This is a genomic window from Bacillus sp. BR3(2024) (genome assembly GCF_039134555.1).
Taxonomy (GTDB): Bacteria; Bacillota; Bacilli; order Bacillales; family Bacillaceae_G; genus Bacillus_A; species Bacillus_A cereus.
On record NZ_CP152433.1, the window covers coordinates 2,110,334 to 2,122,817 of the forward strand.

Sequence of the window (12,484 nt, forward strand, 5' to 3'; positions counted from 1 at the left end):
CATACGAAAGTATGAGTTCTTTTTTGTTTATCATACTATTTTATGAAACAAGTTAACTCTTTATATTGTGTTTTGTATAGAAATTTCTGATAATATATAAGTAGAACTTGAAAACAAAGGGGAGAAATAATCATGAAACTAGTCGTTATTAACGGTACACCAAGAAAATTTGGTCGAACTCGTGTGGTGGCAAAATATATTGCGGATCAATTTGAAGGGGAATTATATGATTTAGCAATTGAGGAGTTACCTTTATACAATGGAGAAGAGTCACAACGTGATTTAGAGGCAGTAAAAAAATTAAAAACGTTAGTGAAAGCTGCGGATGGGGTTGTATTATGTACACCAGAATATCATAATGCGATGAGCGGTGCGCTGAAAAACTCTTTAGATTACTTAAGTAGTAGTGAATTTATTCATAAACCAGTTGCATTGTTAGCGGTTGCTGGTGGCGGTAAAGGTGGAATAAATGCATTAAACAGCATGCGAACGGTCGCTAGAGGTGTTTATGCAAATGCAATTCCAAAACAAGTTGTGCTTGATGGATTACATGTGCAAGATGGTGAACTTGGAGAAGATGCAAAACCATTAATTCATGATGTAGTTAAAGAATTAAAAGCATATATGAGCGTATATAAAGAGGTGAAAAAACAACTAGGAGTGGAATGATATGTCCTCACTTTATCATGATTCTCGCTTGTATTACATTCTAGGAGCCAATAGTCTATCTGCTATTGGTTCCGGAATTGTTATGATAACGATTCCTTGGCTGTTAATTAAAGAGAGTGGAGGAGAGACAACATTTGGTTATGTTTCTATCATTGCAACCCTCATTATGTTTTTATTAACACCATTCATTGGGCAAAGTATTGATCGTTTTTCAAGAAAATCTTTATTGCTATGTAACGAAGGAATCGGAATAGCCGTAATCGGAATAATGGTTATATGGGGATTTGCTGGGCAACCTTATCATTCTATTCACTATATTCTTATTTATATAGCCGGATCATTCTACTATTTATTGTTTTATCCTACAATATTTGCGTTCAACCAAGAGATATTTCAAGCAGAACATTATAAAAGTTTAAGTGGAACGATGGAAATACAAGGACAGTTAACACAAGTTATTTCTGGAGCGGCTGCGAGCTTCTTAATTGAAATTGTATCTTTGAAGTGGATTTTGTTAGTAGACATGTTAACTTTTGCTGGAGCATTTTTTCTTTTCTTATGTATACCGTACGTAAAGAAAAAAGAAGTGAAAAGAAAAATAACATTTAAGAAGCAATTGTTTGAAGGAATTCACTTTATGAAAAAACGTCCTAAGCTCTTTTGGTTCTTACTGGCCACTTATATGCCGTTTATAGGCGTTATGATGGCAAATTATTTAATACCAGTTTATATTTCGGATATACTTAAAGCCAATGCCTCTGTATACGCAATAGAGGGCACGATGTACGGTGTCGGAGCGGTTGTTGCAGGAATCTGTATTCCACTCATAATGAAATATGTAAAAACAGAAGTTTCAATCGTTATGACGATGTTCATTTATGTAATTTCAATTACCGCAATGATTATTGAACCTTCCGTAATTTTCTTATATGGACTTGCAATTTTTCATGCAGTTGGAAATGCGGGTACAAGAGTGGCGAGAAATGTATTGATGATGGAGGAAATTCCAAACGAAGTAATGGGACGTGTAGACAGCTTATTTCGCCTAATTGGTACTGGAATACGAATTGTATTATTAATGCTGTTTACAGCGGGTGTATCTAAAGCCGGAGTAATGCTTCCGTTTTACGTATTAAGCTGCATATTGATCTTCTCATTAGGAATCGCTATTTATTATGTACTATCACAACGTAAAGTAGCGGCGAATGTTTCTAATAAATCAATCGTTTAAAAAACACTTCTGCCGCCCTTTCTTTTTCTGTATAATAAAAAGAAAGGGAGTGCAAACTTATTTATGAACAAATGGATCTATCTTATCATTTTATTATTACCGCCACTATACATCATTTATATGACGTTTAGAATGAACAAAGTTGCTCGTGAAAAGTTGAGCTATCACTCTCCGTACGTTCTTATACTGGGTGCAAAGTTATTTGGAGATAGACCGTCTTTATCTCTTCAAAATCGTTTGGATGTAGCGGTGGAGTATTTATTTTCCCATCCTGAAGCGAAAGTAATTGTTTCAGGTGGTCAAGGAGAAGATGAAGATATACCGGAAGCTCACAGCATGAGAAACTATTTAATGGTACACGGTATAGATGAGAGTCGTATTTTAATAGAAGATCAATCTACAAATACGTATGAAAACTTAAAGTTTAGTATGGATTTATATAATGTGAAACATGCAGTAGTTGTAAGTAATACGTATCATTTATATCGAACGAAAATAATTGCAAAGCGTTTAGGAATGAAGATGGAGGCACTAGCTGCTGAAACACCAATTCGTTCTAAGAGAAAAATGTATGTTCGCGAATATGCTGCTATTATGAAAACAATATTGTTCGACCGTTAGAGCTCAAATGTGAGCTCTTTTTTAATTTAAAAGCGTATCATTTGAAATGAATGCCATATTCCATCAAAATAAAGGAAACAACATTAAAGGAGTTGTATTTGTGATTCAATTTAATCATGTGTCAAAATCGTATGAAGATGGCACGAAAGCAGTGGATTTATTGCATTTAGAAATTAAAAAGGGAGAATTTTTTGTTCTCATCGGTCCGAGTGGATGCGGTAAAACAACGACAATGAAAATGATTAATCGTTTAATCGAAACGACTGAAGGATCGCTTTTAATCGATGGAAAAGATATTCAACAATATAATATAAACGAATTACGTTGGGATATAGGATACGTGTTGCAACAGATTGCTTTGTTTCCTCATATGACAATTGCTGAAAATATTGCAATTGTTCCTGAAATGAGGCAATGGAGCAAAAAAGAAATTAAAGCACGCGTCGATGAATTGTTACATATGGTTGGATTAGATCCGGATATTTATCGAAATCGTATGCCTGATGAATTGTCAGGAGGACAAAAACAACGTGTCGGTGTCGTGCGAGCATTAGCTGCAAACCCGAAAATCGTTCTTATGGATGAACCATTTAGTGCGTTAGATCCATTAAGTAGGGAACAGCTTCAGAAGGATATTGTACAGTTGCAAAAAAAGATTCAAAAAACAATCGTATTTGTAACACATGATATGCAAGAAGCATTATCACTTGGAGATCGCATTTGTATTATGAAAGAAGGAAAAGTTGTTCAACTAGATACACCAGAAGGAATTATACATAATCCGAAAAATGAATTTGTAGAGGAGTTTATTGGAAATCGCGGACGAACTTGGTATCAGGGGAAAAGTATAGCAGATGTATTGCCGCTTGATCAAAGTGTGCAATTAGAAGGGCAGGCGCTATCATTACATTCTTCTTTACAAGAAGCGTTAGTTCGTGTGCGTGATGAGAAGGTCGTTCCAGTTGAAAAAAACGGTCAATATATTGGAGCGTTAACAAGTCGTCATATTGTCAATTACATTGTTGAACAAATGAAGGAAAGAGGCTAAACAGTGACTAATTTTATACAAACGTTCCAAGAACGAAAAATAGAATTACTAACTGCATTAAGTGAGCATTTACAAATATCGCTTATTTCATTATTTTTTGCAGTAATTATAGCGGTGCCACTTGGCATCTTATTAACAAGAAAAGAACGAATGGCTGAATTTATAATAGGAACTTCTGCAGTAATGCAGACAGTGCCATCACTTGCATTACTCGGACTATTAATTCCATTAGTAGGAATCGGAAAACTTCCAGCGATTATCGCATTAGTTGTGTATGCACTATTACCTATTTTACGAAATACATATACAGGAATAAGGGAATTAGATGAATCTCTAATAGAAGCCGCGAAAGCTATGGGGATGAATAGTTGGAGAAGATTGTGGAAGGTAGAACTTCCTCTTGCATTGCCTATCATTATGGCCGGTATTCGTACAGCGATGGTATTAATTGTTGGAACGGCTACATTAGCAGCTCTCATTGGTGCTGGTGGGCTCGGTAAGCTTATACTATTAGGTATAGATCGAAATGATCATGCACTTATCATTTTAGGGGCCGTACCAGCCGCGTTACTCGCTTTATTCTTTGATATAGTACTTCGCATACTTGAACGACCGAAACGCTCTTCTAAGCGTGTTATATTGACGATATGTATTGTTTGTATAATGATTGCTTCTCCATTTCTTTGGAGTACAGAAAAGAAAGATATTGTTATTGCGGGCAAACTTGGATCAGAACCTGAAATTTTAATTCAAATGTATAAGCAGCTTATTGAACAAGATACAGATTTACACGTACAATTAAAACCAGGTCTTGGAAAAACAGCATTTGTATTTGAAGCGTTGAAATCAGGGGAAGTAGATATATATCCAGAATTTTCAGGAACAGCTTTATCTACTTTCGTGAAAGAAGAACCAAAGAGTACAAATCGTGATGAAGTATATGAGCAGGCTCGCATTGGAATGGAAAAGAAATATAATATGATTATGTTGAAGCCGATGGAGTATAACAATACATATGCACTAGCTATGCCGAAAAAAATAGCAGATCAAAAGAATATAAATACAATTTCTGATTTAGGGAATGTTGCACAGGAAGCCAAAATAGGATTTACATTGGAATTTGCTGATCGTGAAGATGGTTATAAAGGAATGCAAAAATTATATAACTATAAGTTCTCGAATGTTAAAACGATGGAGCCGAAGCTGCGTTATAGCGCAATTGAATCTGGAGATGTTAACGTAATTGATGCATATTCAACAGATAGTGAATTGGAGCAATACGGACTGAAAGTGCTGAAAGATGATAAAGGGTTATTCCCACCTTATCAAGGAGCACCATTATTAAGAAAAGAAACGTTACAGAAATATCCTGAACTTGAAAAGGTATTAAATAAATTATCTGGAAAGATTACAGATGAAGAAATGCGAAAAATGAATTATGAAGTTAACGTAAATGGTAAAAGTAGTGAAGAAGTCGCAAAACAATTTTTACAAAAAGAGAAGTTACTTCGTTAAATTTACAAGAAATATACAAATTTATATGTTTGAAATGACCGTTCATTACAAAATGAGCGGTTTTTTTGTGCATACTTATACATTTTTTCAAAAAAGTATTCCATTTTTGTTCATTTTCTTTTAGAATAAGTAATGTTTTCCTGAAAAAATATAAGAGAAACGTCTATTAGAGAAAAAGGTGACTTTAATAGTTGAACGAACATAACACCTAGAATGACAGATGGGGTGGTACAAATAGAAAAGAAGTTAGGATTTTTTCCATTAATCGCATTAGTAGTTGGAACAATGGTTGGTGGCGGTGTTTTTAGTTTACCGCATGATTTAGCAGTAGGAGCAAACAGTGGTGCAATAATAATTGGCTGGTGTATTACAGCGATGGGAATGATTCCACTTGCGCTCGTATATCAAACGTTAGCAAGACAAAAACCGGAACTTGAAGGTGGAATTTATAGTTATGCACGTGCTGGTTTCGGTGAATATATTGGATTTAATAGTGCTTGGGGATATTGGCTAGCAGGAATCTTAGGTAATGTCGCAACAATTATGTTACTGTTTAGTACATTAGGTTATTTCTTTCCAATTTTCAAAGGAGGAAATAATGTTGCGTCTATCGTTGGGGCATCACTTTTATTATGGACACTTCATTTTTTAATTTTATTTGGAATCCGTGAAGCTTCTATTATGAATGTGATCGCAACAATAGGGAAGTTAGTTCCAATCGTTTTATTTATTGTTGTAATGGTAACAGCCTTTCGCTGGGACACATTTACACATGATTTTTGGGGAGAAGGAACGATCTCACTTTCCGCTATACTTGGTCAAGTGAAAAATACAATGCTTGTAACACTTTGGGTTTTCATTGGAGTTGAAGGAGCGGTTGTATTATCTGGAAGAGCGAAGAATAGTCGAGATGTTGGTAAGGCAACAGTATTGGGACTTATTTTAGTAATGTCCATTTATATTTTAATTTCTGTCCTGTCAATGGGAGCTATGACAAGAGGCGAACTTTCTGTGTTAGAAACTCCGTCCATGGGACATGTATTAGAGCACGTTGTTGGTCCATGGGGTGCAGTTGCGATTAACATCGGATTAGTTGCTTCACTTGTCGGTACATTAATTGGCTGGTTTTTACTTGTTTCTGAAATTTCTCATGTAGCAGGAAAAGATGGCGTATTTCCGAAAGTCTTTACGAAAACAAATAAGAAGCAAACACCGCACATGGCATTATGGATTTCAAATGGTGTTGCCCAAATTATATTTATCATCGTTTTGTTTTCGGAATCAACATATCAAATTATGTATTTCATTGCATCAACATCAATTTTATTACCATATTTATTATCAGGGTTATTCCAATTTAAATTAGTCATTACAAACGAACTAAAAGACGCTAAATTAAAAAACGGAGCGTTAGCTTTAATTGCTTCTATTTACTCTGTATGGCTTCTTTATGCAGCTGGTTTAAAGAATTTACTACTCGTTTCAATTGTGTATGGAATTGGAATTATTGTTTACACGTTTGCAAGAAAAGAACAAGGGAACCGTTGCTTTGTAGGTGCAGAGAAGTATGTGATGTGGGCAATTATTGTTGCGGCTATCACATCAATATATATGTTATTAACTGGAAATATAAAAATGTAAAAAGTCCTTTTCATTTAAAGGGCTTTTTTCTTTGTTTAGAGAATATTTACTACATAAGATATTCAGGAGGGATGAGAATGGAAGAAAAAGAACAGTTGTCTAGAATAATTGATTTAGCTAGTGAGTTAAGGAAAGTATTAGTGCAAGAATCTTTTTTTAATCATCATCCTGAACTAAGAGGAGTCATTGAAAATTTAGCAAGTTCTGTTGAAAATTTGGCGGAATTACAAATAAGTAAAGATGAAAACGCTGAAGATCGATTACGTTACGTACTTGCGAAAATGAAAATTGCTCATAATGCAATTTTACAAGAGAAAAAAGCATTTCCTTCTCATTAATATAAGTTTTTATTTTGAACCTGGCGGATAACGTCAGGTTTTTTATTTCTAGTTTTTCGTTTCTTTCATACACTAAGAATAGTATGAAAAAAGAAGGTGACTAAGGTGAAATTACATAAAGCTCTTCAGCCAAGTTTTATAAAACGAATGTACTATATGAGATTTTTAGGGAAATTTACAAAAGCTGAGAAAGAGAAGAGTGGAGAGAATTTCTTTGTACACTGCTTATCGCCAATACCATTCACTTTACAGGAACAATTTACAAATGAACCATATGTATTTGAAGGGTTATGTAGCAATAAAAAGAATGAAAAAATCTTTTCGGAATTAAAGAAGAGGAAATTAGAAAAGCAATTAGTAATGTTTCGTCTTTATTATGAAAGAGGAAATGTATACGTGGAGTTAATATGTACAGAAGAACCGAAAGAAATAGCAAGCAGCTATAAAATGATTCCGGCACCTAAAGTTACAAATCATAAAAAAAGAGAATCTTTAGAGCGAAAACTTAGCAACGGTTATTTATCATTTCTTATGCCAAAATTTCCGAAAGACTTTGAGCCTCCCGAATTATTGTGGCACGATGGAAGACTGTACGGAAACATATCCCTAAAGTCATCAATTAGCTCAATCGCCTATTTTGAACAGAAACGTGAATGTAAATATATAAACTGCAGTGACTGGACGAAGTATGTAGAAATAGCGGTAGAAGATCAATTATATTTTGTAAGTGATTATGTATATGAGCAATTAAAAAAACGAATGCATGAAGAAGGTAAGCTAGTTGAAGTAGAGGATATAAAAATACAAAAAGATGAATGGGAATGGGATGAGCGTGAATCGTCCTTTTTACAGTATGTACAAAGTATGGTGCATAATAAAGGGTTATATTTGGATGAAACGGATATTTATAATTTCCATATAAGTGTAAAAACAAATATGTTAACGATTCTTGGTGGTATACCGGGCGTTGGGAAATCACGTTTTGTGCAAACTTATGCAGAAGCATTAGGGTTACAGTATGGGGAAGAGTTGGTTTGGATTCCAATTTCGCCATCGTATCAAGAACCACATGATTTACTTGGTTACCTTCATCCAAATGGTACTTTTATTGAATCTGAAGCGAAGTTAGTTAGGACGTTAATGAAGGCGAAAGAAAATCCAAATCAACTGTATATAATCGTTTTTGATGAAATGAACATGTCTCATATTGAGCATTGGTTTACTCCGTTTCTATCTGTTCTTGAACTTGAAACAAAAAATCGTATTTTAAACTTGTATGAGGGTGTACAGGACATAGAGAATTCAATTCCATCAACAATTGAAATTGGAGAAAATATTATATTTGTAGGTACTGTAAATTTTGATGAAACAACGAAAGAGCTCTCTGATCGATTATTAGACCGAACGAACCTAATAACGTTACAGAAAATTCCGTTTTGTGAGATGGGCATGGAACAGGCGAAAGTCGTATTACATCCACCTTTGAAAGTAACGGCGGGAGAATTTCGGATAAATTGGATGAGAAATAAAGCGATGATTGAAGTGTTTTCTGAAGAAGAATTAGAGCTATTAGATAAGTTGCATGTCGTATTGTCATCACATGACGCGTCTAAGGGAATTTCTTTCCGATGTGCAAATGCAATTGCGACTTATTTGCAAAACATACCGTTTCAAAATAACCATACCTATATGATTAGTAGAGAAGAGGGGTTTGATTTACAAATAAAGCAGCGTGTATTGACGAAAATCAGAGGGACCGAAATGATGGTTGGGCCTTTACTTTCTGAAGAAGCAAAAAGGGGGGCGACCTTAGTACCTCTTTTGCAATCTACACTTGCAAACAGAGTATCTACATTTGAACACTCTTTAGCATATATACGAGAAAAACGTAGAGAACTGGAGTTGTATGGATATGCAAAATGAAGGGCGTTATGAAACAAAAATCGTTGATACGAATGAAACGCTCCCTTTTGTATTAAAGTTAATCATTGGAAATGAGGGGAAAGGAGATTATATTTTATTAAATCGTCTTTGTACATCTACTACAGCATTAGTTCAATGTATTTATAAAGTACAAGAATTAAAACCAATAAGATTGCAGTACAATTATGAAATCCCAATGAATATTACTTTTATATGGAATAAAGTATATGAGGGACAGAAAAATATAAAAGAGGCTCAATATGAAATAAATGAAAAAAAACAAAGAGTATTAATATATGAACACGGGAAAACAGAATTCTTTTATCCATGGCGCTGTGGTCTATACCATTTTGAAGTGCGTATAGAAGATACAACGTATTATGGCGCATTTCAAATCGTACCGAAAAACTTTTTTGATGATCAATTTGAAATGATTCAAGACTATGTGAAGTCAATTTTAAATGAGTTGATTTTGGATAGAGGTTACTATAAAAAAACCTTCTCTGCACTTAGCGATATTGAGGATTCTTCTTATTTAGTGTTACTTAGAAAGTTACCGCAAAAAATGAAAATGATAAAGCAAATCTTTAAGAAAATAGAATCAAGCTCAAAATTTATAAATGAATATAAATGGGAAGGAAAAGAGCGAAAGCCAACAAGAAAAGGAACTATAGTGGCAGAACGAAAACCTTATGCCAAACATTATAATCGTAAGTTTATGGAACAAAAAAATAGTAAGGAAAATGCATTTCTTAAATATAAAGCGATGCAATTTTATCATTATTTAATTGAAGCTAAAAGTTTTTTACGTCAAACAATTGAAATATTAGAAAGAGAAAAAAAGAAAAAATCAGAAGAGTTTCAAGCTGTAAAAATGATTATACAAACAATTGAGCGTAATGGATCAGTAACCGATAGAGAGAAGCAAAAATATAAAAATATACATTTACTAAAAGAAGCCGATTTACGAAAGAGCTCAATGAAAATACAAGAATATAAAATATTGGCGCATATTGTGCATGAAAATGTACAATACTTTCAAATGTTAATGCACTCTTCATTTTGGAGGGAAGTTACTGAAACAAGTAACATGAACTTACATGATTTACCGATACCACATCAACAATTACTACATCATTTAGAAGTACTCCCGCAATATACGGATCAATCTCCATCATTATTATTTGTTTATAAGCCAACGTTTTTAGTGTATGAATATTACGCTTTTTTTATCGTTATTTCACTTTTAGAGCAAATTGGTTTTGAGGCTAGAAACTCCATCCGTGAACAAATACAAGAACATTTTTATGTAGATGGATTACAAGATGGAACGACAGTAGTTTTAGAACGAGATGATATAAAGGTGCATGTCGCATTTAATGACTTAATTGAAACACATCCTCTTATTGCATTAAGTAAAGGTAGTAATTTTTACAATGGTGAGGATACGAAGAAGCCAGATATTCGCTTAGACTGTTATGTAAAAGAAGATGGGAAATACGTATATAAATCTTCTATTATTATTGAAGTGAAGTATAGTCCAATGTACAATATTTTTCAGCACGTCGGAAATACGAAAGCAACTGAGCAAATGTATAAGTACTGGTCTATAAAGTATGTAGAAGAACAGGATGGAAAGCGAGTCTATTATCGAAGGTCAATTTATGAAGTCATTTGTGTATATCCAGGAAGCCATATGCATAGTAAAAAAATTGAGTCTGGATGCGGTGTTTTCTTGCAGTTATATCCATATAAGACGAAACAAGGGGAAGAGAAATTAGCTGGAAAACATGGGATGGTACAAATTTTTGAAAAATGGCTAAAAAGCATTAAGAAGTAAAAGAAATCCTTTTTCATAAAGGATTTCTTTAGATTAAGAAGAATTATATGCTGTATGGAAAGAAACGTAGTGTAATTTAGATTTGAAAAGTGCTACAAATGTGTTATTAAAAGGAATGTGAGCGCGGGATAAAAGTCGATTAAATTGGAATCTAATTCATTTTGCAGAATATAATAAGTCATAAATATTTTTAGTTGCATACGAAGATTTGTTCTTATATGATAGATAGTGAAAGCGTTATCAAAAAAACAGAGCGGCGATGGGAAAGGCGGTTAAATATGTTCCAGCGTGTTCAAACAAAGGAAGAACATTTTGGGTTCGAGCAACTATGGGGAGATTTTTGTGAAGAAAGAAACTTAATGTTCGTAGAACGTAATTTAAATCCATCACGATTTTTATTAATAGAAGATGAACATCCTATTGGTACAGTAGAATGTATTAAGTATACGGTACCTGAACAATCGAATTCTGAGTTTTTCTATCCGTTTTCTAAAAATGATTTAGTAAAAGATTTGAAGAATGTATATGAAATAGGCAAGTTAAGTATTTCGAAAACGTCTCGTGGAAGAGGACATTTCAAAAGGCTAACAGCTATTTTATTTATACATGCGTTAGAAACAAAAGCTGAATGGTACATTGCAGCAGTAACAAAAAGAATGTATATGTATTTACTTACACTTGGTTTTCCAATTGAACCAATAGATAATCCTTTTCAGTTTCATGATACTTTACAAGGTGTACCAGTAAGAATTCATGCTCGAAAAGGGGTTACGCATTTGTATTCTTTAAAAGAATTTCGTGATGTGATTCAAGGGAATGCTCATGCACAGGCATTAATTACAGAATACAGTAAAAATATTATGTTAACGAAATAAAGCGAAGTGAATATGTATAATAAAGAGAATAATATTTGTATAGGATATAACTCTTCATTAAAAAAGACCCTTATTATTTTAATAAGGGTCTAAAAATTATAATCCAAATATACTAAAAATCATTTTGCGGCGCTTCGGTTTCTTTTCTCGTTCATATGTTGGTTTTGAATCCGGAGTAATATAAATGGGTTCTTCTTTCGTTAGGGCAGCTTCTAACTTTTGAATTCGCTCTAACATTTCCTCCATTTCACGACGGTGTTGTAAAAGTTGGTACGTGACGACATCATTTGCCTTATCTTGCATTTGTTCTTCCATTCGATCAAGTCTTCTCGTAATAGTGTTTAATTGATTAGCTAATTGCTCAAAATCATTCGATGATATGTTTTGAACAATTGTATTAACTTGAGTTTTTAATTCCTCAACTTCATTTGAGGAAGCCTTTTGAGTAGATTGAGAATTTTGAGATTGCTCTATTTGAAATCGATGGTGTTCTAACATTTGATCGACATCCTCTTGTGTGAAAATAAAGTGGCCATATTTGTTTTTCTCTATCGTAAGATTTAATTGTTGCGCGATCCGGACAACAGCCTTTGGGCTAACACCTAATTTCTTTGCGATAAATGGTGTTTTATATTCCAAAATAATCCCCCCTATATATATCCTGTTGAATGATTTCGAGCTATGAAGTAAGTTCCCTTCTAGTGCGACAAAAGAAGTGTGGAATCGGCAAAGAAAGTGTTTTTTCACGAAATTGAGTTGAGGAGAATAGTTCTTTTAAATAAA

Annotated in this window: 11 protein-coding genes; 10 read left to right on the top strand and 1 reads right to left on the bottom strand. The window is 33.7% G+C overall.

Annotation, left to right across the window (positions count from 1 at the left end):
• Window positions 1–132: 132 nt before the first annotated feature.
• From V7S45_RS10980 to V7S45_RS11025, 10 genes are all read left to right on the top strand, one after another.
• Window positions 133–669 (top strand): NADPH-dependent FMN reductase, encoded by a 537-nt coding sequence (locus tag V7S45_RS10980; RefSeq protein WP_000780355.1) that lies wholly within the window; start codon window positions 133–135, stop codon window positions 667–669.
• Between the two features lies 1 nt (window position 670).
• Window positions 671–1,900: an MFS transporter gene (locus V7S45_RS10985; RefSeq protein WP_000097165.1), complete on the top strand. Its 1,230-nt coding sequence runs from the start codon at window positions 671–673 to the stop codon at window positions 1,898–1,900.
• 63 nt (window positions 1,901–1,963) lie between these two features.
• Window positions 1,964–2,521 (top strand): YdcF family protein, encoded by a 558-nt coding sequence (locus V7S45_RS10990; RefSeq protein ID WP_025687404.1) that lies wholly within the window; start codon window positions 1,964–1,966, stop codon window positions 2,519–2,521.
• 100 nt (window positions 2,522–2,621) lie between these two features.
• On the top strand, window positions 2,622–3,569 hold the full coding sequence (locus V7S45_RS10995; protein ID WP_089607467.1) for an ABC transporter ATP-binding protein: 948 nt from the start codon (window positions 2,622–2,624) through the stop codon (window positions 3,567–3,569).
• 3 nt (window positions 3,570–3,572) lie between these two features.
• Entirely contained in the window at window positions 3,573–5,084 is a 1,512-nt protein-coding gene (locus tag V7S45_RS11000) for an ABC transporter permease/substrate-binding protein (RefSeq protein WP_342761806.1), read from the top strand.
• 213 nt (window positions 5,085–5,297) lie between these two features.
• Window positions 5,298–6,725, top strand: coding sequence for a basic amino acid/polyamine antiporter (locus V7S45_RS11005; protein WP_000129447.1), 1,428 nt, complete (start codon window positions 5,298–5,300; stop codon window positions 6,723–6,725).
• 77 nt (window positions 6,726–6,802) lie between these two features.
• Window positions 6,803–7,063 carry a hypothetical protein gene (locus V7S45_RS11010; protein WP_000391445.1) on the top strand — a complete coding sequence of 87 codons (261 nt, stop codon included), beginning with the start codon at window positions 6,803–6,805 and terminating at the stop codon, window positions 7,061–7,063.
• Between the two features lie 105 nt (window positions 7,064–7,168).
• Entirely contained in the window at window positions 7,169–8,986 is a 1,818-nt protein-coding gene (locus tag V7S45_RS11015; RefSeq protein ID WP_025687406.1) for an AAA family ATPase, read from the top strand.
• Entirely contained in the window at window positions 8,976–10,826 is a 1,851-nt protein-coding gene (locus V7S45_RS11020) for a hypothetical protein (RefSeq protein WP_089607469.1), read from the top strand. Before V7S45_RS11015 ends, V7S45_RS11020 begins: the two co-directional genes overlap by 11 nt.
• Before the next feature lie 278 nt (window positions 10,827–11,104).
• Window positions 11,105–11,701: a hypothetical protein gene (locus V7S45_RS11025; protein ID WP_000487796.1), complete on the top strand. Its 597-nt coding sequence runs from the start codon at window positions 11,105–11,107 to the stop codon at window positions 11,699–11,701.
• A 96-nt stretch (window positions 11,702–11,797) separates the two neighbouring features.
• On the opposite strand, the gene racA is transcribed toward V7S45_RS11025, so the two are convergent.
• A complete protein-coding gene (racA, locus tag V7S45_RS11030) occupies window positions 11,798–12,340 on the bottom strand; it encodes a chromosome-anchoring protein RacA (RefSeq protein ID WP_000456023.1) in 543 nt (180 codons plus the stop codon).
• Between the last annotated feature and the right edge of the window lie 144 nt (window positions 12,341–12,484).

Excerpts from the sequence above, each read along its gene's own strand:
- V7S45_RS10985 (WP_000097165.1), top strand. The coding sequence starts at position 671 with ATGTCCTCACTTTATCATGATTCTCGCTTGTATTACATTCTAGGAGCC.
- V7S45_RS10980 (WP_000780355.1), top strand. The coding sequence starts at position 133 with ATGAAACTAGTCGTTATTAACGGTACACCAAGAAAATTTGGTCGAACT.
- V7S45_RS11025 (WP_000487796.1), top strand. The coding sequence starts at position 11,105 with ATGTTCCAGCGTGTTCAAACAAAGGAAGAACATTTTGGGTTCGAGCAA.
- V7S45_RS10990 (WP_025687404.1), top strand. The coding sequence starts at position 1,964 with ATGAACAAATGGATCTATCTTATCATTTTATTATTACCGCCACTATAC.
- V7S45_RS11010 (WP_000391445.1), top strand. The coding sequence starts at position 6,803 with ATGGAAGAAAAAGAACAGTTGTCTAGAATAATTGATTTAGCTAGTGAG.
- V7S45_RS11005 (WP_000129447.1), top strand. The coding sequence starts at position 5,298 with ATGACAGATGGGGTGGTACAAATAGAAAAGAAGTTAGGATTTTTTCCA.
- V7S45_RS11020 (WP_089607469.1), top strand. The coding sequence starts at position 8,976 with ATGCAAAATGAAGGGCGTTATGAAACAAAAATCGTTGATACGAATGAA.